Origin of the sequence: Pontibacter sp. Tf4 (assembly GCF_014212495.1) — a bacterium.
Classification (GTDB): domain Bacteria; phylum Bacteroidota; class Bacteroidia; order Cytophagales; family Hymenobacteraceae; genus Pontibacter.
On record NZ_JACKZC010000010.1, the window covers coordinates 131327 to 156725 of the forward strand.

The window sequence follows — 25399 nt, forward strand, 5'->3', positions numbered from 1 at the left end:
AAACCGCAGGCTTTGGTGAAAGATTATTTTTGCCGGGTAACCGATACTTGCAGGTGGGTGAAGGGAAGCTATGGACCAACTTTAGGAGGAACTACAGCTATACTATGCTTGAGCCACCAGCTATAGTTTGAGAAACTATAAAACAACCGGAGGCAGCTACTGAGGCTGCCTCCGGTTGTTTAAACCAATCTTCTAAAAACAATTACTTCTCAATCAGCAGTTTGACGGTGCTATTCTCAGACTTACTTTCCAGCCTGATGAAGTACAGGCCTTTGGCAAGTCCGGTGCCGTTAATCATCACTGTCTGCTGCTCTCCTGCGTCGGCTTTTCCGGTTTTCAGTTCCCGAACCAGCACTCCCCTTTCATCATACAGGTTCAGTGTATAGTCACCTGCCTCAGCCAGGGTAAAGTTTACGGTACTGAAGTCAGCGGCCGGGTTAGGGTACACGGTTAACCCAGACTGTATTTCCACGTCAGTGGCCTGCAGCACCGACCTTGATGAGGAAGCATAGGACAGCTCCAGGATCGTGAACCAGTCTTTGCTTGTATAGCTGCCGGCCGGCGAAGTAACTTTAATTTTTACGTTAGCTGGCAATCTGCCCAGCACTTTAGGAACTATAGCTTCCAGGTTGCCTTTGCCATCGTGCGAGAAAGTCGCGCTGTTTGAGCCGAAGCTCACTTTGGTTACTGTCGTCAGGTTTGATCCGCTGATCAGTACTTTGGCACCTGCAGCTCCTCTGGTAGGGCTGAACTTTGTTATGACAGGTGCAGCGGTGGGTTTGGTAACGATAAAGCTGGTGCTGCTCACGGCTGTACCACCGGCGGCGCTGACACTTATTTTACCTGTAGTGGCTCCGGCCGGAACAGTGGCAACTATATACGTAGGGCTTAATGCGGCATACACTGCTGCCACGTTATTGAAATACACTGCCTTCACGTCGTTAAAGTTACTTCCGTAGATAGATACCCGTTGACCCACATTACCCATAGTTGGTGTAAACCTGGTAATAACAGGTTTTGCTATAGTAACAGGTCTGGTGACTTCTATAGTTACGTTTTGTGTGGCCTGCGCAATGCCATCACTCACCTTGAAATTGATCTTATAGCTGCCAGCCTGGTCTGCTCCAGGTTTCCACTGGAATATCCCGGTTACTGCATTCAGCGTAGCACCTGCTGGCAGTTTATTGGCACTGTAGGTAAGTTTCTGTGCCGGCAGGTCCTTATCGCTTCCGGATAAGGTAAAGCTAAGTGTCTGGCCAACAACGACTTCTTTCGGACCGATGGCAGCCAGCAAAGGCGCCTGGTTAACCTCGCTCACCTGCACCTGAATGGTTTCTTCGTCTCTCAGGGCTCCGTCCGAAACGCTGATCGTGAACGAAAACTTTCCAGGTCCGTGGGCTTCTGATGGCGTCCAGGTGAATACCCCGGTTGCAGGATCTATCTTCGCTTCCGGTACTGTTCCTTCCAACGCATACGTGAGCTTGTCGGCTGGCAGGTCTGCATCGGTCGCAGTGGCTTTAAAGGTCAGCAAGTTGCCTTCCGGAGCCGTTTTGTTACCGATTGCAGCTAAAACCGGCGCCGTGTTCTGTTGGGTTACCGTTACTGTTATGCTTTCGGCATCTGTTAACGCACCATCCGACACTTTAACCGAGAAGGTGTAGCTGCCCGACTGATCGGCGGCCGGAGCCCACGAGAAAGCACCCGTTGCACTGTTAATAGTTGCCCCAGCCGGCGCATTGACTAACGAATATACCAAGTTGTTGGCCGGAATATCCGCATCGGTCGCCCTGGCAGTAAAGGTCAGTGTGTTGGGTTTAACTACTGTTTTAGAACCTATAGCTGCCAGCACTGGTGCCACGTTCACCTCCTCCACTTTCAGTGTAAAGGATTTCGAATCTGTCAGCGCTCCGTCTGATACCTGCACTGTAAAATTGTAGGTATTGCCATTTCCCTGTGCTTCTGTCGGTGTCCAGCTGATCAGGCCTGAGGTAGCATTTATTATGGCACCCTCCGGCGCAGCTGTCAGGGAGAAAGTCAGGGTATTGGCCGGCTTGTCCGGGTCGGTGGCAGAAGCCTGCAAAGTGAAGGCGGTCAGTTCCTGCACTGCAGCCGGCACAGACGCTAAGGTTAACACTGGTGCCGAATTGCCTTCCGTTACGGTTACAGTGATCTCTTCCGAATCAGAAAGTATTGGCGTGCCGTTATCTGTTACTTTCACCGTAAAGGTGTGCGTGCCATTCTGCTCTTCTGTCGGTGTCCAGGCAAAGGCGCCGCTTTCAGGGTTGATTGCGGCACCGGTCGGCGCACCCACCAGACTATAGCTCAGTCGGTTGGCCGGCACATCCGCATCGGTGGCAGACGCTGTAAATGTAAGCACGCTTCCTTCTGCTACTGTTTTATTGTTGATAGCTGCTAAAACAGGAGCCCGGTTCACTTCAGTAACAGTTACCTTAACGATAGCTTCATCAGTTAAGCTTCCGTCCGATACTTTTACCTTGATACTGTGTTCTCCGTCCTGGTTTTCGGCAGGTGTCCAGGTGAAGGCGCCATTGGCTGTAATGGCTGCACCTGTTGGCGCATTCTCCAGCGTAAATATCAGGATATTACCTTCGTCCGCATCTGTAGCACTCGCCTGGAAACTAAGCTGGCTGCCTTCTGCTATCGTCTTATCGGCTATAGTTGCCAGCACTGGTGCCCGGTTAGCCGGTTTGCTGATGGTTAGCCTGAACTCATCGCTTGCAGATCCGCCTTTACCATCTGCTGCTGTAACGCTGATGTCCAGGGCAGCAGGGCTGTCGGTTGGCGGCGTGCCGCTGAAGGCAGTTCCGGTAAAGCTTAACCAGGCAGGCAGCGCCTCGTTATTCGCCATTTTAGCGGTGTAAGTCAGGGCGTCCTTATCTGCATCCGAGAAAGTATTGTCCGGCAAACTATAGCTGAACTGAGTACCGATAACAGCCTGCTGGTCCGGGATAGGGTTGCTTACAACAGGAGCCGCGTTAACCGGAGGAGCTGCAGAAACCGATACTGCGACCAGCGCAGATGTTGTGCTACCGCCTGTTTTATCAGTGGCGATAGCTTTTAAACTATAAGTGCCTGCCCCTACACCTGTCCACGCATAAGACCAGGTCTTGTCTGCATTCAGGGTAGCATCTCCTATCTTCGTGGTGCCGTTATAAAATTCTACCTTATCAATTTCACCGTCAGCATCTGTGGCCGAAGCTGTTATGGCTATAGTTGCCGGCGCTGTATAGGTTGCACCATCCGCGGGAGCCGTGATGCTTACTACTGGCAGTTTGTTCTCAGGCGCATTCACTGTGATACTCACCACTTCCGAAGTTGTAACTGCATCCTTGTTGTCGGTGGCTTTGGCAGTTAAACTATAGGTGCCCGTTGCCACGTTGTTCCAGGTGTAGGCCCATTTGCCATCAGCAAGTACGCCATCCCCTATTTTATTTTCACCACTATAGAATGCCACTGATTTTACTTCGCCGTCAGCATCTGCAGCAGTGGCGGCTATAGTTACAGAAGCCGGCGCTGTGAAGGTGGCATTATTGGCCGGCGCTATAATAGCTATAGTTGGTGCCGTATTGGCAGGAGTTGCTATGGTTGTATTAAACACCACATCTACCCAGTAATTGGATGCCTTGTAACTGTTTGTAGGGAATGCAGGGACGCCCGATACGGCATACACCCCGTTACCACCACTTTCAGCACTCGACAACACCCGCAGCGGATTACGGTCTATCGTGCGGCCAAAAGCTGAGTTGCTAGCTGAATAGGTACCGTTACTGCTGTGGTACGAGATGATATAGGTTGTGCCAGCTTTAACCTCAACCGGGGTAGTGAAGGCAGCTTCCTGCCAGCCTGTGGCTGTTTCGTTGGCAAACGTTACACCTGCCAGCAAGGCACCAGTGCTGCTATACAGTTGCCCCGTGTGTGTACCTGTGTTCTGACTATGTTTGTAAAACCGCACGCCGGTCACATAGCCGTCGACAGCCGACGTGAATTTCATACCCAACTGTATACCGCCGTTCTCTGTAAACAACGAATCGTTTGGTACATCGCCGGTATTGAAAACGGTGCACGGACATACAGCTTTTACTGTAACTATAGTTGCCTCCGAAACCGTGATCGCACCGGCATTATCTGTCGCTTTTGCTGTTAAACTATAGTTTCCGGCCGAAACGTTGCTCCAACTATAGTTCCAGCCATCTGTGCCATCAGTATCGGTGCCCAGGCTTTTGGTGCCGTTAAAGAACTCTACCTGTTGCACAGTTCCATCTGTATCCGTAGCATTGGCGGTGATGGCTATAGTGGCAGGTGCCTGAAGCTGCGTATTGTTGACCGGTGAGGTTATCGTTACTGCTGGCGGCGTGTTGCCTGCCGGGACTGTTGTGTTAAATACTACATCCACAAAATAGCTTGCTTCGTTAAAGCTCACGGTCGGGAAAGTGGCTGTGCTGGTGTATTTAAACAGACCGTTACCCGCATCTGTTGTGCTGGCCGGCGCTATCAATGGAGTTCTGACTACATCTGTCACAAACGCATCTCCTTTTGCAGAATAATAACCTGCACTACTAAAATAAGAGATCACATACACAGTGTTTGCCTTGATAGCTACCGGATTAGCAAAGGTAGCCTCCTGCCAGCCTGCTGCTGTTTCGTTCTGAAAGGTTACCTCGGCGAGTGCTGTACCTCCAGTGCTGTTATACAACTGGCCGATATGCGTACCGCTGTTACCTTCCTGCTTGTAGAACCGCACACCTGTTACGTAACCATCCACGGTAGCTTTAAAGCGCATGCCCAATTGTATACCGTTTGCTCCTTCCGGATCTCGTTGTAAAACTAATGCCGGCGCATCGGTTGGCTGAAAAATACTGCAAGGGCAGGCAATGGCTCCTGGTTCACCTATTGTTACCTGCAGGGTAACCGGCGCGCTCATGTTTCCTGAATCGTCGAAGGAGCGGCTTTGTATAGTTGCCGGGCCCTGTGTAGTCGGTGTCCAGGCAAAAGTCCAGTTGGTTGTACCGGTCGCGGTTTTCCAGGTAGTACCGCCGTCTGTAGAGATTTCCACACCTGCTACCGTGGCAGCATCTGTAGCCGTACCACTCAGGATAACTTCTTTGCCGGCAGGCAGGGTAGCATTGTTTGCAGGACTGGTGAAGACGGTTATCGGTGCCTGGGTGTCGGTTGAAGCGGTGGCCGGAACCAGGCCAGACTGCAGGCTGGCTGGCTGCACGCCCATATCGGCAAACAGGTTAACAGTTGCCTGCTGCATATCCGGGCTGGCCGCTGCACTGCCACGGTCGTGGTTGCTATCCAGGCCCCAGGACCACTGCACGGTGCCTGCCCCGAAAACCCACGCGCCACTGCTGTGCCTGTAAAGCGACAGGTGATGTACTTTACCGTCAACTATAGTTTTGGAAAGTATAATTCTGCCCTTCGGATAGGTGGCCCGGTACTGTTCCTGTTCCGGGTTCCATTCGTACCCGATGGTGCCCTGGGTCAGGGTAGCAGACTGGCCGTTACCCAGCGAGGCTATCGATGTGTTGCGCCAGAAACGCAGGTTCTTATAATCACTCGGCACCTGGATCGGAGCTGTATTTTCGGCCCAGCTTATCTGGCCGCTCAGCTCATTTTCAGGGTTACATGCCAGCGGGTCTCCGGCTTTGTACTCGCATCCGGTACGCCATAATCCGGTCCATTCCGAGCTTGGGTCGCATTTACCGTTGCAGGTATTCTCGCCGGCTGCGCCCTCTTTGTAACACACCAGCGTACGATGCGATACACCGTTGCCGTCGATACTGTTCTCCCAGCGGGTTTTCCAGTATACTTCGTTGCCACTGAAGAAAGCGAGATTGGTGCCGGAATTACGTGCATTTGTGACGTGCGTACGCTGTGCTCCGGACCAGTATTCGTCGTGGCCTACTGATAGAAAGACCCTGTGGTTGGCAATAAGATTTCCGCGTCGGTCGCTGTCTACGTTGGTAGTATAGGTAACATTATAGCCGTTTGCTTCCAGCCAGCGGATCATCGGATACTCGGCATTGAACAGCCAATCCTCTTCGGCGCCACCGCCTCCCCCTCCATCACGGGTCACAAACGGACGGTTATAGCTCACTTTTACTGCTTTTCCGCCCGCACCGGTATACAGGCTTCGGCCGTTATTGTTATCACCATACACATTATAGGCCTGCCAGGTAGCATCCGAGGTCTGGAAAAGCAGATCGGACGTACTCGCATCGTCTCTTACGATGAACACAATATGGCTCGAGCCACCACCAGTCTTAGTCAGTTTTGCAATATAAATCCCTGAAACAGCATCAGCAGGAATTGCCCAGCTGGCAGACTCGCTCCAGTTTCCGCAATCGAGCAGGCCGGTTGCGGAGTTAGTGATACAGGCTGGCTGCGTTTGCGGCAAGGTGGCAGTTACGGTAGCATTGCCCTTAAATCTGGCACCATTGCCCTGGTAATAGCCAAGCCGGTAAATCTTTATTGTATAGGCGCTGGCATCTGTCTTGATCTTGAACCGCGCGGTCTCCCCCCGGTTATAGCTTATATCGGTGGCAAAACCCTGTATGGTCCGGTCACCGGCACCTGATATCTGCCACTCTGCTTCCGGATTACCAGGCAATTCATTCTCGGCTTTTATGCTGACCGGGCTGCCAGGTGTGGTTGTGCCGGTCACTTGTACGGTTACAGCATTGGAAGTAGTGGTTTTGTTGTCGCTGGTGATCGCCTTTGCTATTAGCTGATAAGTTCCTGTCATCACATTGGTCCAGGTATAGGAATACGGGCTTTCAAGGTCCTCGCCAAGCAGAGTTGTACCATTGTAAAATTCTACCTTCGCTATTGTACCACCTGAAACAGCGGCATTTGCAGCGATGGTTATAGTAGCCGGCGCTGTAAAAGAGGCATTAGCTGCCGGAGACGTGATGGCTATAGTTGGAGATGTGTTACCGGGCTCAGTCGTTGCGGTAGTGAAAACGGCATCTACCCAATAGTTAGCCTTTCTGCCAGCATTTACCGGCAAGGCTGGGCTTGCTGTATATAAATAAACGCCATTAGCGCCTTCTGCTCCATCTGCAAGTGCCAGTAAGGGTGTTTTGTCTACCTGGCTTGTAAAGTAGTCGTTCGTAGCCGAATAATATCCCGAGCCACTATGGTAAGAAATAACATAAGTTGTGCCGGCTGTAACGGCTACAGGTTCAGCAAAACTGGCTTCCTGCCAACCGGACTCTGTTTCGTTTTTAAATTCTACTTGTGCCAGCCGGGTGCCGGTGCTGCTGTAAAGTTCGCCCGTATGGGTGCCTGTATTTCCGGCCTGTTTGTAAAAGCGAACGCCTGTTACAGACCCGTTTACAGTAGCCTTAAATTTCATACCCAGTTGTATGCCGGTTGTGTTATCCCGGAAAAGCTGTGCTGTAGGTGCCGGACCTTCTGTAGAACTGAAAACGGTGCAGGGACAGGTGGCAGCTACCGTTATCGTTACCGGCTCCGAGGTGGTGACAGCGCCTTCGTTATCTGTAGCTTTGGCGGTTAAACTATAGGAACCTGCTGCCACATTGCTCCAGTTATAGGTGTAAGGAGCAGTCAGGGCTTCGCCTAAGCGCTGGGTGCCGTTAAAGAACTCTACTTTGGCAACAGAGCCTCCTGCATCAGACGCTTCGGCAGTAATGGTAACAGAAGCAGGAGCCTGCAGTTTGGTACCGCTTACCGGCGCTGTAATGGCAACACTTGGTGCCTGGTTTGGCAACGCATTCTTGTCATAGGTAGCTACATAGGTTCCTGAGTTGATGTTGAAAATGGCGTACTCTACGCCTTTTATAGTTTCTGTGCGGTAACCAACAGCAGCGCCATTGGTTGTCAGGCTGACCAGTTTGCCGGTGCGCTCTGTCATGGGTAGCATGCCTTCAATATTCCGTGCGCCGCTGGCTATGCTGGCTGTAAAGTTCAGCGTATTTCCACTCCAGGTCATGCTATTGAAAGAAGAACCATTGCGACCCTCCAGCCAGGTAAGTAATTGCTTTGATGAAATTACCGGAACATTACGGGCTTTAGCGGCAGCAATGATCGCATCCGAGCCTTCGGAAGTGATGTTGTCGGTGTGCATGTTTGCGCAGAAAGTGCCATAATAGCCGGGCGCACCAATTGCATTATCAAGCAGCTGTGAGATATGTTTACTGTAGCTAATTCCGGATTCGTCGGTCATCTGGGTAGTTACCTGGTAACAGTTTATCGTTTGGCCGTTCATGCTGGCAAACCGCATCGGCATACCAGACCCGGTAAACAATCCTGGTCTGTCCTGTAGCCAGGCTTCCGGCCAGTAATAGTAATTTGCGTCAAGCCGTATGTTATTATTTGCTTCAATCTTTGGTTGCGAATCCCAGTCGCTCCAGGCAATGCAGTGGGTGCGGTTAGTAGCCGGTGCTGCCAGGCTTGTATACTTTGCCTTGAAATCGCCTAACTGGTCTGCATAGAACTGGGTTAATGACGAGCTGGTATAGTTGCCGCAATTGGTGTTCAGGTGCAATGCAATTTCAAAACCCTGGTCTTCCAGCGCCTTGGCTTCCGCATTAGTTATAGGCGTACCCGGGTAAATATACGATGTACCCCTTATGGCTTTCCAGTCTGCTACCGCTTCTGTACTGTTATCATCGCTTAGCTTCAGGTATTGTTCAAAGCGGCCTTTAGTGCCTCCGTTTCCGTGGTCGTCCCCTGTCATCACTACAGCAGCTTTCAGGCCTCTTGGCAGGTACCAAAAACGGGGCAAGGGCTTTTCAGAATTCTGCAGGATGATATTGGCGAGCAAACGCTGCTGCTCATCAGCCTGCGGAATGGCTACTTTATTCAGGTCTACCCAATCCGGGTAAAACAGATCGTTGGCACGTATCGGTCCTGACTGGCCATCCCGTTCCTGCCCTGCCCACTCCGGATTTCCCTGGCGTAAATACACCACAGACTTAGCCAGGTCATACGTAAAGGCCACGGCTTTCCCTCCTAAAGTGCCTACAGAATGCGTGGTTACGGCCGGATAGTTGGTGGAAGTAGAAGCCCCGGAATATAAGGTTGCGATAGCTGTCGCGCCGTTTAAGGTGTACAGATCGGAGGAGCCTTTGTACTGGATAGTCTGATTGACGATACCTTTACCAGGACCAGAAGAAGTATTTACCAGTAAGTAACTGTTAGCCATGGTGCCCCCGTTCGGACTAAGTCCTAAAAGCGGTGCCAGTTTTGCATCGGGGCTCAATGCAACCAGCGTGCCACCTTCATTGGTCCAGTTGGTCAGTACGTTCACCTGCGCATCAGGTAAGGCAATATCTCCAACTATAACAGCCTCATAGTTGGCAAGCAGATCAGCGGTAACTTCTGAAATATCTGCAACCCTGAACCCGTTAAAACCTTCTGCTGTCAGGATCTCAGCGGTATACTGGCTAAACGGGTTGGCAGCTGATGTTACCAGCAGGATCGAGCCATCGGCAACGGCGGCCGGAGCAGCTGCACTGGCTACATCCGCTGTTATAAACGCCGAAAGGTTAGGACGAACCTTGCTATTTTCAGGGGCAACATGCCCTTTTCCTGGTAGTGCTGCTTGTTTTTGTTTACCAGGTGTAACAGTTGGTATAATCAGTTCAGCGAGCACAGCCGCCCTCGGGATCAGTAACTGTAACTGGGCAAATGTGCCGTAAAACAGGAACAGTAAAGGAATCAGCGTTAAAAGAATCCGTTTCCAGGAAGATGTTAAAGTAATTTTCGTGTACATCGTTCTGATTGGTTTGGGTGACCAGGGTTAAAGCAAGCCATAAGTACACTTAGCAGATTGCCAAGCAAAAGTGTGTAGCATCCTGCACCAACCGGACGGTTGGATACAATTGTTTAAACTGAAAAGGGGTATGGTATTAACTTACCTGTTTATGCAGGACATGTAGTTGAGGTGTTGCAGTATCATTTGTGTACAACCTCTGGAGTATAAGGCAAACTGTCCATAATATAGTAGAATTATATATATTTTATCAATATTTATTATAATATTTTTTATAATGACAGCATACGGGCATCTCCAGACACAGATTACATGCCGGCACAATTTGATGTTGAACAGCCTCTATTGTTTGATGAAAGCCCGACTTTTATGAGTTAAGATTCTACCTCGCCTTTACCCAAGATTCGGACCTTTTACACATTGCCTGAAACAGCCCTACGTATTTAAACGGAGCCTTTACGTAGTAAACAGAATGTCCGGTTTATGCAACCAGCACGTAGCTACCGCTCCTTTTTTGCTGACCTGCCACCAATTCCTTAACTTAGCCAACTGCAACCTCCACCTGATTTAAGATCCGGGATCACGTGTATCTTGTCTGAATACCTTCTAACTTTGATCCCGAATTAGCATTTGTGCCGGGTTGCAGCAAACCCTGGTTATTTACCCTGTATCATCATGTTGTCGAAAAAGACAAAATACGCGTTCCATGCCCTGAGCTACCTGGCCGAAAACCAGCACAAGGGCGCTATCCTTATCCAGGAGATCGCATCCAGTAAAAAGATTTCCCAGAAGTTTCTGGAGAGCATTCTGCTGGATCTGAAAAAAGCGGGCATACTGGGCAGTAAAAAAGGCAAAGGCGGCGGCTACTACCTGTTAAAGCAGCCCGAAGAAATTACCCTTGCCCGGGTAATCCGGTTACTGAACGGACCCATTGCCTGGCTCCCCTGTGTAAGCCTTAACTTTTATGAGAAATGCTCTGATTGCGTAAGCGAGGCCACCTGCAACATGCACCTGATCATGTGCCAGGTACGCGACCAGACGCTGAGTGTGGTTGAAAATAAAACGGTGCGCGACCTGATAAGCTCAAATTAACTGGTTACCAGCCGGTTAAAATTAAAAATAGCAGATATTCTGTTTTTTTTGCCCTATTACTCTACTAAGTATATAGACTTTGTGTATTTTTGGGCATCAAAACAGAGCTATGCTATTCGACCAATACCTCAAAAAAGCTTTCTACGGCAAGCGTAAACCAGGCACAGACAGCAAGCTGAAAAGCGTAGGAAAAGCCATTTCCTGGCGCGTTTTAGGCACCTTCGATACCATCCTGATCTCCTATATTATTACAGGCGAACTGAAAATGGCCTTCTCGATAGGCTCCATCGAAGTATTCAGCAAAATAGGGCTATACTATGTGCACGAGCGGGTTTGGGAACGATTTACAATTAAAAAAGATACTCATGAGCTTAAAAGACCAGATACCATCGCTGCTTAGCAAGATCACAGATCTATCGCTGCCCGAGGCGCTGGCTTATATGGCGCAGGCTTTTCCGGGTAAGGTCGCATTTTCGTCGGCACTGGGCCAGGAAGACCAGGTGATCACCGATGCCATTTTTACCAATAACCTGCCTGTCCGGATTTTCTCGCTGGACACGGGCCGCCTGTTCCAGGAAACCTACGAACTATGGGCGGAGACCGAGCAGAAATATAATAGCAAAATAGTGCCTTACTTTCCCGATGCGCAGGAAGTGGAACAACTGGTAAGCCAGAACGGCATCAACGGATTTTATAACTCCGTGGAGAACCGAAAGGCCTGCTGCCAGGTGCGCAAGGTGGTACCGCTACGCCGGGCACTGCAAAACACCGATATATGGGTAACCGGCCTCCGGGCTGGGCAAAGCGAGAACCGCAGCAGTTTCAGTATGCTGGAGTGGGACGAAGCTTTCCAGGTCATCAAGTTCAATCCTATCATCAACTGGTCCTATGATGAAATGCTTGCCTATCTGCAGCAAAACCAGGTGCCTTATAACAAGCTGCACGACCAGGGCTTTATAAGCATTGGCTGCGCCCCTTGCACACGTGCTATAGTTGCGGGCGAAGAACCACGTGCCGGCCGCTGGTGGTGGGAGCAATCCAAAAAAGAGTGCGGACTACATGCAAATTACTTTAACAAATAATACAGATATGGCTGATCACGCTACTGTTTTTCCGAGAGAATTAGAAGACGAAGCGATCTATATATTACGCGAGGTGGCAGCACAGTTCGAAAAACCTGTGCTCCTGTTCTCTGGCGGAAAAGACTCTATTACCCTGGTGCGCCTTGCTCAGAAAGCATTTTACCCGGGCAAAATTCCGTTTCCGCTGCTACATGTGGATACCGGGCACAACTTTGAGGAAACGATAAGGTTCCGCGATGAACTGGTGGAAGAACTGGGCCTTGAACTGATCGTGCGCTATGTGCAGGACAGCATAGACCAGCAACGCGTGGTGGAAGAAACCGGCAAATACGCCAGTCGCAACGTACTGCAAACGGTTACACTGCTCGACGCGATTGAAGAATTTAAGTTTGACGCCTGCATTGGAGGCGCCCGCCGCGACGAAGAAAAGGCCCGCGCCAAGGAAAGGATCTTCTCTGTCAGAAACGACTTTGGCGAGTGGGACTCCAAAAAGCAGCGCCCGGAGCTGTTTGATATGCTGAACGGCAAAATAAACCTTGACGAGAACGTGCGTGTATTCCCGATCAGTAACTGGACGGAGCTGGATGTGTGGAATTACATTAAAGAGGAAGAACTGGCGATACCGTCGATTTACTACGCACACGAGCGTGAGACCTTTGAGCGCGATGGCCTGATCCTCCCCTACTCTTCGTTTATGACCGTTTCGGAAGACGAAACTATAGTTACCCGGCAGGTACGCTTCCGCACCGTAGGCGACATGACCTGTACAGCGGCAGTAGAATCTTCCGCCGTAGAGATCGATCACATCATCGAAGAGATTTTAAGTGCCACGGTATCGGAGCGAGGTGCCCGCATAGACGACAAGCGCTCGGAAGCAGCCATGGAAAAAAGAAAACAATCCGGATATTTTTAAGGTATGGACGTTCTGAAAATAGCAACCGCAGGCAGCGTAGACGATGGGAAAAGCACCCTGATCGGCCGCCTGCTGTACGAAACAAATTCAATTACTACCGATAAACTACAGGCCATAGAAGCCAGCAGCAAAAAGAAAGGCCTGGACTATGTAGACCTGTCGCTGCTGACTGATGGGCTGATCGCTGAGCGGGAACAAGGAATAACGATCGATGTAGCGCACATTTATTTCTCAACGCCGCGTCGTAAATTCATCATCGCTGATACGCCGGGCCACTTTGAGTATACCCGCAACATGGTAACCGGTGCCTCTACGGCCAATGTGTCTATGATTCTGGTGGATGCCCGCAATGGTGTGGTGGAGCAGACCTACCGCCATTTTTACATTTCATGCCTGCTGCGCATACCAAATGTTATTGTGTGTGTGAACAAAATGGACCTGGTTAACTATAGCCAGCTTACGTTCGAAGAGATACGGGAGCAGTTCATGGCCTTCGCCGAAAAAGTAAAATTTAGTGGCCAGCAGATCAGCTTTATTCCGGTATCATCCCTCTATGGCGAGAACCTGACCGGGCCATCTGAAAACATGCCGTGGTATACCAGTGCTCCCCTGCTTACCTTGCTCGAAAATGTGCCCCTGGATGAGCATTTGTCTGAAGAGCCGAGCCGTTTTCCGGTGCAGTATGTGGTAAGGCCTAAATCAGAAGAATTTCATGATTACCGCGCCTATGCCGGCAAAGTAACCAGCGGGCTGCTGCGCAAAGGTGAGCGCGTGGTGGTACTGCCAAGCGGCCAGGAAACAACTATAGCCCGGATCGAGAAATTTGGTCGGGAGATAGAAGCGGCGCAGGCCAAGGAATCCATCAGTATACTGCTGGAAGATGACGTGGACATCAGCCGTGGCGACATGATCGTGCCGGTTAGTCAGCTGCCACAGCAGGGCCGCCAGTTGGAGGCTACTATTTGCTGGATGGATAAAAAACCGTTGCGCGCAGGCGGAAGCTACCTGGTGCAACATGGTATCAATGTGTCGCGGGCCAAAGTAAGTGCCCTGTCAAACCTGGTAGACGTGGTATCGGTGGAGGCTGCTGAAACGGTAAACGAACTGAAGCTGAATGAGATTGCCGACGTGCAGCTCCGCACAGCCAAAGAAATCTTCTACGACCCATTTACGGAAAACAGAGCCAACGGCGCCTTCATCGTTATTGACGAACAGACCAATAACACGGTTGGCGTCGGGCTGATAAAATAAGTCCCGGCTTCATGCTGAAGTATAGTTGCAGGATCGCTCCATGAAAGTGGGGCGATCTTTTGCGTTTTATATCTGTGTGTCTGGTTGGGCAGGAAGCTTAAACGAGATATCCGATATGTTTGCCTGTATGTACAGCAGCAGCGCGCGGATAAGCAATACAAGGCCGGCCATTTCCAGGGCTTCTTCAAGGGTCGTGAGCACTTCATAGGTAATATTGGCTTCGCCGTGCATGGAAGCATAAGCGCCGCTAATCATCTCCATCCCTATTAACCCGCACATATAAACGATAGCCGGAGCCATAAAACGGGCCTTAAACGTATTGTTGAGCGCAAAAAAGAACCTTGCAAAATAGACCAGCACAACAAATATTACCGCCATGCCGGGTATTACCCACGAGAAATGAAAAGCGCCGCTGAAGCTGTAGAACTCATTTAAAGGCCGCATAACAAGTCCGTGAATCTCGCAGGCTTCGTCTACGGCCATGTACATAAACATACATGCCAGCAGGAACCACTGCTGCACAAAAGCATCTTTTACCGACCGCTTGTATAGCGCGATCAGTAAAAACAAGAACCCGGATGCCATCAGCAGCAATGCCGCGAAAAAGGTGGGGATATTGCCTTCGGTATCTAAATTGAACTGTGGTATAAAACCGTAGACTGAGTCGTAGTGGAGAGTATACTTTATGAAAGACCCTATCAGGCTAAGCGAGATAAAAACTACAGTGGCGGCCGCCAAAACAGATACAACTGCCTGTATGCGCAGGCTTACAACCAAAGATTTAGCTTTTGCTCTGCCCGCAGTTACAGGCCTGCCCTGCGCATCGTACGTAATGCCCGCGCCCGGTATAGTATTATAGTGTGCCATCTTATTTATATTAAAACAACCTATAACGGGTTTAAGGCCCAATTTAATAGTTTATATCACATTTTATATTTATATATTTATATTATACGCACCATGTTGTTTTATGTTATAACTATAGCTATAGTTTATCTTCCGTTGCTTTTGCCTTAGGTCTGTTCTTCAGGAACCTGTAATTGTGCAGATAATCTGAAGTGCGCCATTCTCGCAGTAATTGATATCGTCGGGTATTTCACTCAGATGAGACATTTACATTTTTAAGATACCGCTCCTGCTCTGCCTGGTGCTGAGGCTGGTATAGTTTCAGAAGTTACCTGACATGTTGATGAACGGGTTAAATTATGGGGCCGGAAGGGCGCCATCTACTTATAATTGACTATATTTACTGCAAACATCAACTAAACTAAAGCATGTATACAGGAATACAGCATTTGCATTCTTATCTCAGCTACCTGGTACTACTAGGTCTGCTTGTTAGCTTTTTGGCTGCCCTGATGGGTTGGCTGGGCAATAAAAACTTCACTGACAAAGACCGTAAGCTTGGTCTGCTGGGACTTATCCCGGTGCACCTGCAGTGGGTGATCGGCGTGATTCTGTACTTCGTATCGCCGCTGGGAATGGAAAACTTTTCCGGCGAAGCCATGGGCGACTCAACCTCAAGGCTATACATTCTGGAGCACCCGCTTACCATGATCATTGCCGTGATCCTAATCACAGTGGGTTATTCGCGCGCCAAGCGCCAGATCGGTATGGGTAACAAAGGCTTTAAGAGCATCGCCATTTTCTACGGCATCGGCCTGATCCTTATTCTGAGCCGCATTCCGTGGGGTGCCTGGCCAGGAAACTAATCCGCCACTGTTCCGAAATGAAAACAGCCGCTCTCACTTTACATGGTGGAGCGGCTGTTTCTTTATGGCCACTGTAGCAAACAACAACGCCACGCAGTTTAAATCCTGCGTGGCGTTGTTGTTTGCTTCCAACTATTACTCATTCAAACTATAGCCGGCTATAGTTTCCAGGTCATAACCCGAAGGTTTACATGTGTAGTTTCACAAATTTCCGGGTCACACGCTCTTTGCCTATCTGGAACACCAGCACATAAATGCCCTGTGGCAAATTGCCGATGTAAAGCGTTCCTTCATTTGCTGCCGCGGCTCCAAAGTTATACTGCCTGCCCTGCATATCCAGCACCGAAACGTGTTCTACCTTTTCTCTTTTTACTGTCTCAAACCTATAGTTGATGTGCGTAGTAGCCGGGTTCGGGAAAACTAACAGGTTTTTGTCCAGCAGGTCGTCATTAACACCGGTTACCTTACCATCCGATAGTACCCAAAGCTGCCTGCCTGCATCCGCAGAATTTGCCATAAAATACAGCTTACCGTTTACCAGTAGCAGGTTGGTTGGGTCGGAGTGGTTGGCGCCAGGAACCATTTCTGCTGCCAGCGTAGCTGTTTGGCCATCTGTTACCCATAGTTCGCTTCCTGTATCCGGGGTGGTAGCGTTAAAGTACAGTTTGTCGCCGGCTGGCGTTAAGTGTTGTGGCATAGCCGGGCTTGCCCCTGCCGCAATGTTGGCTACCAGGCGGGTGTTTCCGGCGGTACCGTCGGTTTGCCATAGCTCTGTACCATAGGTGCCATCATCTGCTGCAAAGTATAGTTTGTCCTGCCATACCGCAAAGTGTGGCTTGCTGATGGCCGACAAAGCGCCCGGAGCAATATCTTTCACCATGGCGGTACCGGCTGCTGTGCCATCTGTTCTCCATAGTTCGGCGCCGGCGGCATTGGTATGGGCTACAAAATAAAGGGCATCCTTGTACGCAAACAGGCTGGCCGCATTCGCGAACGGCTCGGTCGCTGCCCCGAATACCGGCACGGTGCCGTCTATTGTTCCGTCAGATTTCCATAAGTTGGTTTTACCGTTGCAATCTCCCTCCCTGCTGGCTGTAAAGTATAAGTTGCCGTTGCTATAGGTCATATTCCGGATGTTGCAGAAATCCTTTAGTTTGAACGTGCCGGCATCGGTTCCATTGCTTACCCAAAGGTCTGTTCCGTCTCCCTCAGTCGTGAAAAAAAGGTTGCTGCCGGCGGCGTTTATGGCTGTAATTGTAAATGGCGAATTGTACTTGTTCACCCCAATATCCTTCACGGTTGTGGTAGTTGTACCATCCGTTTTCATTAGGAAACAACGGTAAACATCATTATAGATCACATAGTACAGGTTTTGGTCGGCGTGGTTGGTTAACAAATCCGGCGACTGGGACCGGGAATCCCTCGAATAGTCGCTGAGCAGGACGGTTCCGGAGGTGGTGCCATCGGTTGCCCATAGTTCACGGCCGGTTTCCTGCTGCAACGCAATAAAGTACAGCTTATCCCTGAACCTGACAAACTGATGTGGACCCGATGATGCAGTACCCGGGTTTATGTCGGCTAATAACGCGGTGGTTTGTGGGCCGGTATTATAATGCCATAGTTCCCTGCCTGCACCGGACTCCCTGTGGGTTGCATCGAAAATAATATGATCACCAAAACTGACTACTTCCTGTGTATACAGCCCTGTTTTTCCCTGGTTTATATTTTTCACCAGGCCATAGTTGTCCAGGCTTTCATTGGACGACCACAGCTCCAACCCCGAATCGGTTGCCAGGCCTGGAAAGTAAAAGCGGTCGTTAAATGGGTAGAAGGTTTTGGCATAGGTTAAGGCCGGTGCTTTTATACTGCCTCCGTTCACAATGTCAAGAACAACGTAATCCCGCACATCCAGGTAGTTGGGCTTGCTTAACCCCAGCACTACTTTGCCAGGCTTTAAACTGAAAAGCTTGTTAGTGTTCATATCCAGTGAGCCGTAGATGTTATACGGCTTTACTGTATTAGCCTCTACCTGCGCAATGTGTGTTACCTGGCTGGTTTGCGGGTTGTAACTGAGCAGTGAGGTGCCGCTGCCGTTATCGCCGGGGCCGGTAAACAGTAGTTTGCCCTCCTGCACCAGCAAATCCGAGGGGCTGAAATAAAGCGTTGCCTTGTTGTCGTAAATTTTAACCGTGCCGGCGGGCGTACCATCCGTCTCCCAGATAAAAAGTCTTTGCTGGTCTGCTTCGAAAAATGAGAAATAGAGCTTCTGTCCCAGCCTGGCAACCGACCCGAAACTGATGAATCCTTCGTGCACTGTTGCAAGGGGTACATTCGTGTTGGGGTTGCCGTCTGTTTTCATGATCCCGATGCTTAAGGATGAACCAAAAACATGACCGCGGCCCACAAAATACAATTGGTTATTAAACAGGATGTGTTGTGAGAACATAAAGGAACCCCCACCTCCAAACCCATCAAAACCGCTGCCGCTGCCATCCAGCTGTGCTGTTACAGGGTACGTTCCTGCTGCGGTACCGTCGCTTCTCCACATTAAATTATCGCTCACATACGACTCGAACAGGAACAGGCCGTTACAGGAGCCTTCATAAGAAGTAACGTTGCTATAAGTAGTGATTTTGTCCTTAACCAGCAGCGTGCCGGAACGGGTGCCATCTGTTTTCCAGACAGAGAGGTTACCATTATCAGTTATCGTGAAAAAGAGGTGGTTACCTACCTGCGTTAGCCGTGGTATTGTTTTATCTGTAAAGCTGGTCAGTTTCTGTATCTGGGCAGGGTTGCCGTTTGTTTTGAACACCTGCTGCCCACTGATGCCGTCGTCGGCAATAAAATATAGTTCGCTGTTAAACACCAGCAGGTTTTTAGGAGAAGCATTTCCGGATCCTGGGTGCAGGTCTGTAAACTGTTGCGTACCCGATCCGGTACCGTCGCTCACCCATAGTTCTTCGCCATAGTTATCGCCGGCGGCTGCAAAAAACAGTTTGCCATTGTACTCTATAAAGTTTTTGGGCATCGAGCTCAACTCACTGTTCGACCATTGTATGTTGGTGAGTTTGGTCTGGGCCTGTAGCTGCGATGAAAACAGCAAACTGCTGAAAAGAAGGAGTATAAGTTTATTTTGCATAGGATATCGTTGAAAAGAATACAAAAAGCTAAATATAGGAAACTTTGAATTCTAAACTATAGACAGCGCCTCTCCCCTTTACCGTTATATCAACTGAACCGGTGACTTCTGATGACGTGCAGATACAGTACTGCCAACAAACTATAGGTATGCCTCTTTAAGATAGTGGATTAAACTATAGCAGTTCACAAAACAGCCGCCCTGAGGATTCCCAAAGCGGCTGTTCTTATCTGTTGTTTTTATCAGGAAAACGATATCCCGAACTATAGCTGGCAGTTTAAAATCCTACTTTCAACTACTTCTTATTGCTTGCTGACGCCGGTGGTGCCGGGGTGATCATGATGTGGGCGCCATGAGTGCCAGGGTGCATGATCCAGGGCATGGCTGGGCTTTCAGGTTTCAGGGGCAGGCCGGTGCTCTCGGCTGTGGCATACGGAATGTAGACCACGTAACGCATGTACCCGTCTTTCACTTCGCCGTTTGTCAGGTTCACGTTCTCATCGGTGGCCATAAAAACGAAGAGCGATGTAGGTTGTTTAGGCATTTTCAGTTTGCCGCTTTTAACTTCCTGCTCGCGCATGTCAAATATCTCCTGCCCTGCTTTGCCGGATTTTCTCAGCTCGCGGCCGCGGGCCATAAACGGTTCCAGGTCTTTGTGGTAGCAGGATACCGAAAAGCCTTTCTGTTTCGGGTCGTCGGCGAGGCAAACCATTTCGTTGGTGCCTTTGCGCAACTGCACCAGTTCGCCTTTCTGGTTGTAGCCCAGCACAGTGGCGCCATCCCGCTTGTCAGCCGGAGCGGCCAGTACGGCTGTTTTTATTTGTACTTCAGAGGTGGGTATGGTTTGTGCCGATGCAAACAACGCCATCATTAAACCAAAAGTAGTTGCTGTAATTCTTTTCATGTGCTGGTCCCGTTTATAGTCTGTTTCAGAAATACTCCTGTTTACGCATTAGGTTTTACCACAAGCCCCTGAATGACCCTACACTCCTTCAACCAACTATAGCATAGCTGATTACTTCCCTGTTACCGGGCCGAGATTCAGAAATGCAAACTATAGCTATAGTTCTGCCTGTAGTTTGTTGCCCCTTCAGCTTCCTGCTGCAAATTAAACTATAGTTAAAGGAGAACTTCCGACCCCGCAAGGCAGATTGAACAGTTATTTTACACCTGCTGCCGGGGTGTTATACAAACAAATTTAAGAATGTTCGTAAATTGTTCACGGCTTAGGGTTGTCGGTTTGTGGCAGCCTACGCCCGGCAGCTTTGTTTTGGTTGCCGGCTACCCGTTTTCTTTTCAGGCTTAAACTATAAAAATGGCTTCAGGATTACTCGCTTTATTGGATGACGTGTCTGCACTTGTGAAAGTGAGCGCAGCAAGTCTGGATGATGTACCGGCACAGGTTTCGAAAACAACAAGTAAGGTTTCAGGCATCGTGATAGATGACACGGCCGTTACCCCTAAATACGTGGTGGGCCTCGACCCGTCGCGCGAGCTTTCCATCATTTACCAGATCGCTAAAAAATCACTGATCAATAAGTTGTTTCTGATCAGCCCGGCGGCGCTTATCCTTGGCTTTTTTGCCCCCTGGGCCATCACCCCGATCCTGATGATGGGTGGCGCTTTCCTGTGTTTCGAAGGGTATGAAAAAGTACACTCCATGTTCGGCGGCCACGCCAGTGAGGCAGAAAATACCGAAGAAATGGAGACCATTACCCCGGAAGAGCTGGAAAAAGAGCGGATACAGGGAGCCGTGCGCACCGACCTGATCCTGTCCTCTGAGATCGTGGCCATTACCTATGCCACCGTAGCCGACAAACCCCTGATGAACCAGATACTGGTAATGCTGGCTGTAGGTGTTTTTATTACGATAGCTGTGTACGGTTTTGTGGGCCTGATCGTGAAAGCCGACGATATAGGTGTACACATGGCCAAAGAAAAGCATCACCCAACCATCCGGAAGATGGGATATGGCATTGTAAAGTTCATGCCAAAATTCTTAAAGATACTGAGCTACGTGGGTACGGCCGCTATGCTGTGGGTCGGTGCCGAGATCATTGCACATGGTATTCCGTTTACCGCCCACGCGCTGCATGACCTCGAAGTATCGCTGGCAGATACACCTGCCCTGGCTTGGTTTGCCAAAGCGCTCATCTGCGCCATTGGTGGTCTCATCCTGGGCTTCTTCATTGAAAAAATAGTAACGCTGGTGCGCGGACTTATAAAGAAAAAGCCAGCCAATAAAGAACTATAGTTTAGCATCGAAACAGAAATAAATAAGAAAACCGCGCCAGCTACACTGGCGCGGTTTTTTGTTGCTGTTCACCCAACTCAGGGCCTTCGCTAGTATCCTGCGAGTGTGAGTTACCGGTGGCGTCCTACCACGTTTGGAGCAGCTATAGTTTCAGAACCATAATCCGATCAAACTATAGTTTACGAAGCGGGTACGCTGTCGAGTTCTTTTATCTGGTGCATGTACGCGGATGGCAGTATGATGGCTTTCAGGAGCCAGTCGGCGTTGATCATTCGGCTAAGTTTGTAGAGGCCCAGCACAGGACTAAGTAACGAAACGGGCCGGAACCCAAGCAGATGGCGCACGCGTGGCGGTACTACCAGCATCTGGGCTTCCAGCAGCAGGCGGTAGCGCACCAGGCCCAAGTGTTTGCGGTACTGGCGGAACAGGTCGGAGGTATAATGACTGTACTGCAGGTTTTGCTGCAGGTGTTCGGACCGCATCTGCTCCCACGCGGCAAAAGTATCGGGCAGCCCTGTGAGGCCCATACGGTCGCCTACGCGGTAAAAAACATCGAACACTTCTTCTTTCTCTTCAAGGGTCAGCCGGCGTTCCAGTACTTCAAACGAACGGATGGAGTAATCGATGAGCATGAACAGAACATCGCGGTAAGCCCAGTCAGGAATGCGCGCGCCGCGCTTTGCTTCCACTCCGGCATGAATGGCCGCCATGGAATCGATGGCACGCAGGGCACCGGCCATATCCGAGAAAACAATGCGGCGGGCATAGGCTACCGTAGAGAATAACCTGCCCAACGGATCGGCGGGAAGGCGGCCGGTAAAGTACAGCCAGTCCACCGCTTTGTTCAAGGCAAACTCGGCAGAAGCTCCCGCAAAAATAAACAGGATCGTATCGCCTTTGCCCCAGATCTGGCGCACGACCGAGCCCGGTCTCACAAAATATTCCATGTCTTTATAACACTGCAAAGGCTGTAAATGTGCGAAGAATTCTGATATAAAAAGAGGAATTTCAGTGAGGGCTATAGTTCTATAGTTGCCTTTCGCTGTTTCGGACACAGATGTCTGAAACTAAACTGCTTCGGATGTCTGGGTCCTTGTTATGCGTATTACGGGGACATGGATGTCCCCTTCAGTGTGCATCCGGACAGAGATGCCCGGATGAGCTTATTCATAAGACTATAGCTATTGTTTCTGCTTTATCCTACGGACTGTGCTGTGTATTACAGGTTTCTTTGCCCTCGCTCGCGTCCCGCGAGTGTGCACTATTTGGTGGCGGCCCGCCACGTTCAGGTTAGCGTCTGATTTTTAAACTATAGCTGTAAATTATAACCCATAGTTTAACGCGGCCAGAGTCCGCTGAATAACTCACACTCGCCAGAGGCGAGCGAGGGAGTTACTTATGATCTTAACAGGCTGAAGGGCTAAATAATCAAGCTCTCATTTAATGCATCACAACTATAGTTTCAGGCAACTATACACTGGAATAAAAATCCTTCTTACTCCCCGGATCTGCGCGCCTTGTTAAATGTGCCGGTAGCATGCGTGGCGGGGTAGGTATAGCTTTCCTGCAGGTATAGTTTGCCTTCATCTCCGCGCACCTGCATGGTAACGGTGGTACCGGCGCCGGTCCAGGCAATGTGCAGTACACCAAAGTTTAGCGCTCCAACCTGCTCGCCTACCCGGTAGCGGTTACCATCTTTCTTGGCTTCGCGGTAGTGGGTCATGCCACTGGAGGTAAGTTCGTAAAGCGGGTAAGGATAGCCTTTGATCTCAGTTTTGGAGAGTTCGCCAACGTGCCGGTCGCCGGAAATGAGGAGTGGAATGGCAGGCTGTGTGCGGGCAAGTAGCTGCAGCAGACGCTTGCGGGCAGCCGGATAAGCCGACCAGTTGGTGTACGAATTGGAAGTAGGCAGCACCTGCAGGTCAGTGGCGATAATGTGGACGGCGGCATCGCTGTTGGTAAGCTCCTGTTCCAGCCACTGCCATTGTGCTTCGCCCAACACATCGGCGTGGCTGTTGGGGACATACAGGCCAAAAAGCGTGGTCAGTGGGTCGCGGTGGTACAGGCCGTCGAGCAGCAGGATTTTTACTTTGTGGTTGCCCTGGCCCAGCGTATAACTGCGGTAAATGCCCTCCTGCTGCCGGAGCGGATGCTGCGCCGGAATGCCCATAAAATTCAGGAAAAGCTGCTGGCTCTGCTTTTTGTAGGCGGAGTTCTTGTCGGCGTTGTCGTTGGCGTAATCGTGGTCGCTCCAGATACCAGTTACCGGGCAGATCTGCAGCAGTTGCTGGTAGCCGGGCACCTGTAACTGGCGGGCATAAGAGTGTTCCATCAGCTGCATGTCGTCGGTATCAGCATAAATATTATCGCCCAGCCACACCCACAGATCGGGCTTTGCCTGCACAATGTCGTCCCAGAGCGGCTGGGGCTGCGACTGGTTGTTACAGGAGCCGAAAGCAATGGTGGTGTTGCCGGTGGGTTGGGCTGCCGCGGGCAACCCAGCCAGCCCCAGCAAGCAAAAACAGCAAAACAGGGAAAAGCGCATACGTTACGGTAAGGTACAGCTACACAAGCAGGTTAGCCACGGTTTAAGTTTCGTTTTTACAGCATAAGGTAAAAATTTTGCCTCATACTATAGTTACCCACGAGCCGGCTAAATTCCCTTCCCGTACTTCACGATCACGCCGCTGCCTTTTTTACTGCCTTCGCTGGCAATATACATTTCGCCGTTCGGTCCGAAGCTCAGGCCTTCCGCCTGTCGGAACAGGTCCTTATCCAGTTCCACGGTTTTCTGGATGGTGCCCTGTTCGTTTATAACCAGCAGTCGGTGGTTCACGGCATCAAGCAGGTACAACTCGCCCGTCTGCGGGTGTATTTCCAGCGACGATGGCTGCAGCACGGCGTAAGGATCTTTCTTTTTGCCTGAGGTGGTCTTCAGTTGTTCCTGCGCCAGCGGAATAATAATGGCCGGTGTTTCCTGCATCTGTTTGCTATCAAGCGGAAGCGCGAAAATGGTCTTTACGGGGCCAAACTTTTCGTCGTAGCCTTTGCAGGCAATCAGCAGGCGGTTATTTTTCTCGTCCAGGGCCAGGCCTTCGGTGTTCTGGCTGATGGGCAGTATGGAGGCGTGCTCGGTAACGGCAGGCTTACCACTTCTGAAATCCTTTACTTCCAGCACCGCACCATCCGAGCGCAGAATGTAAGCGGTATTCTGGTGCAGCACAATGCCTTCGTAGTCGCCGGGGCCGGCAAACGGAATTTTACCGGTTACCGCTTTCTGCTCCAGGTCATATAAATAAATGGCCCCTTCCTCGTCCTGCACGCAGGCCATCAAACCGTCGTCCAGCAGGGCAATGCCCGATACTTCGCGCAGTTCGGCTGGCAGGGTCCAGCTGGCCATTACGCGTGCCAGGTCGTCGGTAGAGGCTGCTATAGTTGGTCTGTCGTCGGAGCTATAGTTCTGGGCGGTGGTAAAGGTAACAACTCCGGCACCCAGCAGGGCGCAAAGGCTTATCGTTTTAAAAAGTCTGTTTTTCATAGTGTGTTATCGTTAGGCTTATAGTTGTTTGTAACAGAAATTCCTGCCGGCTTGTGCGGCCGGCAGGTATCTCTTCTTACAGTTTAAGGCTGTAATCAGAAATTAATCCCAGTAGCTTACGCCGCTGGCTTCTTTACCGGTTTCATCAAACACCAGTTTTGTGTCTTTCAGTTTGCCATCCAGCTCCACCTGGTAGTAGGTGCGGCCATTTTTCTCCACCACATCCACATCGTCTATCTTCTGGTTGGCGTAAGCCGAGCTGATGGCGCTTTTAACGGTAGCCGGCAGTTCTGCTTCGGTTGCATCAATTTTGGTCTGTACAATAGTGCCTGATGCGTTCAGCTGCACAGTATACTCTTTGGTATCCTTGTCGAACTCGGCTTCATACAGGTCTTTGGTTTTTTCCCACTCAATATTAGCTACCCCCGGGTGCGCAGTGGTTACGGCGTTCAGCACTACCGATGGTACTTCGCTCTGTTTCAGATCTTTGTCAGTATCCAGGCCCAGGAACGAAAGCGAAAAAGCGGAAGCCGCTACAAAGGATAAGGTCATTAGTTTCATGTCAGTACTTTTTTAATGAACAATCAAATTATAGCACTAAAGTACAGGGCGAATCTGGAAAGAATTGGGAATCAAGGGGTGTTGCGCAAAAAAA

General features: G+C 50.2%; 15 protein-coding genes. 7 read left to right on the forward strand and 8 right to left on the reverse strand.

Features of this window, described 5'->3' with window-relative positions; all coding sequences use genetic code 11:
- Positions 1-202: 202 nt before the first annotated feature.
- Positions 203-9763, reverse strand: a complete 9561-nt coding sequence (locus H7F15_RS16605) for a DUF4082 domain-containing protein (protein WP_185198116.1) — start codon at positions 9761-9763, stop codon at positions 203-205.
- 675 nt (positions 9764-10438) lie between these two features.
- Between H7F15_RS16605 and H7F15_RS16610 the strand changes: the two genes are divergently transcribed.
- The 5 genes from H7F15_RS16610 (at position 10439) to H7F15_RS16630 (ending at position 14101) form a co-directional block, all read left to right on the forward strand.
- Entirely contained in the window at positions 10439-10855 is a 417-nt protein-coding gene (locus H7F15_RS16610; RefSeq protein ID WP_185198117.1) for an Rrf2 family transcriptional regulator, read from the forward strand.
- A 109-nt stretch (positions 10856-10964) separates the two neighbouring features.
- Complete coding sequence (locus H7F15_RS16615) at positions 10965-11255, forward strand: DUF2061 domain-containing protein (protein WP_185198118.1); 291 nt, start codon at positions 10965-10967, stop codon at positions 11253-11255.
- A complete protein-coding gene (locus H7F15_RS16620; RefSeq protein ID WP_185198119.1) occupies positions 11221-11937 on the forward strand; it encodes a phosphoadenylyl-sulfate reductase in 717 nt (238 codons plus the stop codon). Before H7F15_RS16615 ends, H7F15_RS16620 begins: the two co-directional genes overlap by 35 nt.
- Positions 11938-11944: 7 nt before the next feature.
- Entirely contained in the window at positions 11945-12850 is a 906-nt protein-coding gene (gene cysD / locus H7F15_RS16625; RefSeq protein ID WP_185198120.1) for a sulfate adenylyltransferase subunit CysD, read from the forward strand.
- A 3-nt stretch (positions 12851-12853) separates the two neighbouring features.
- Positions 12854-14101, forward strand: coding sequence for a sulfate adenylyltransferase subunit 1 (locus tag H7F15_RS16630; protein ID WP_185198121.1), 1248 nt, complete (start codon positions 12854-12856; stop codon positions 14099-14101).
- Positions 14102-14167: 66 nt separating this feature from the next.
- Here H7F15_RS16630 and H7F15_RS16635 read toward each other — a convergent pair whose 3' ends face one another.
- Entirely contained in the window at positions 14168-14968 is an 801-nt protein-coding gene (locus tag H7F15_RS16635; protein ID WP_185198122.1) for a hypothetical protein, read from the reverse strand.
- Positions 14969-15375: 407 nt separating this feature from the next.
- On the opposite strand from H7F15_RS16635, the gene H7F15_RS16640 reads away from it, so the two are divergent.
- The gene (locus H7F15_RS16640) at positions 15376-15813 is read left to right on the forward strand and encodes a hypothetical protein (protein WP_185198123.1); all 438 of its coding nucleotides are present in this window, start codon (positions 15376-15378) and stop codon (positions 15811-15813) included.
- 187 nt (positions 15814-16000) lie between these two features.
- On the opposite strand, the gene H7F15_RS16645 is transcribed toward H7F15_RS16640, so the two are convergent.
- Both H7F15_RS16645 and H7F15_RS16650 read right to left on the reverse strand, forming a co-directional pair.
- Positions 16001-18952 carry a T9SS type A sorting domain-containing protein gene (locus tag H7F15_RS16645; protein ID WP_185198124.1) on the reverse strand — a complete coding sequence of 984 codons (2952 nt, stop codon included), beginning with the start codon at positions 18950-18952 and terminating at the stop codon, positions 16001-16003.
- Between the two features lie 295 nt (positions 18953-19247).
- The gene (locus tag H7F15_RS16650; RefSeq protein WP_185198125.1) at positions 19248-19856 is read right to left on the reverse strand and encodes a hypothetical protein; all 609 of its coding nucleotides are present in this window, start codon (positions 19854-19856) and stop codon (positions 19248-19250) included.
- A 411-nt stretch (positions 19857-20267) separates the two neighbouring features.
- Between H7F15_RS16650 and H7F15_RS16655 the strand changes: the two genes are divergently transcribed.
- Entirely contained in the window at positions 20268-21206 is a 939-nt protein-coding gene (locus H7F15_RS16655; protein WP_185198126.1) for a DUF808 domain-containing protein, read from the forward strand.
- A 179-nt stretch (positions 21207-21385) separates the two neighbouring features.
- Here H7F15_RS16655 and H7F15_RS16660 read toward each other — a convergent pair whose 3' ends face one another.
- The 4 genes from H7F15_RS16660 to H7F15_RS16675 all read right to left on the reverse strand — a co-directional run bounded on the left by H7F15_RS16660 (position 21386) and on the right by H7F15_RS16675 (position 25305).
- Positions 21386-22153, reverse strand: a complete 768-nt coding sequence (locus H7F15_RS16660; RefSeq protein WP_185198127.1) for an oxygenase MpaB family protein — start codon at positions 22151-22153, stop codon at positions 21386-21388.
- Positions 22154-22701: 548 nt separating this feature from the next.
- The gene (locus H7F15_RS16665) at positions 22702-23751 is read right to left on the reverse strand and encodes an alkaline phosphatase D family protein (protein ID WP_185198128.1); all 1050 of its coding nucleotides are present in this window, start codon (positions 23749-23751) and stop codon (positions 22702-22704) included.
- A 108-nt stretch (positions 23752-23859) separates the two neighbouring features.
- Positions 23860-24744, reverse strand: coding sequence for an SdiA-regulated domain-containing protein (locus tag H7F15_RS16670; protein WP_185198129.1), 885 nt, complete (start codon positions 24742-24744; stop codon positions 23860-23862).
- A 102-nt stretch (positions 24745-24846) separates the two neighbouring features.
- Positions 24847-25305 (reverse strand): PepSY-like domain-containing protein, encoded by a 459-nt coding sequence (locus H7F15_RS16675; protein WP_185198130.1) that lies wholly within the window; start codon positions 25303-25305, stop codon positions 24847-24849.
- Between the last annotated feature and the right edge of the window lie 94 nt (positions 25306-25399).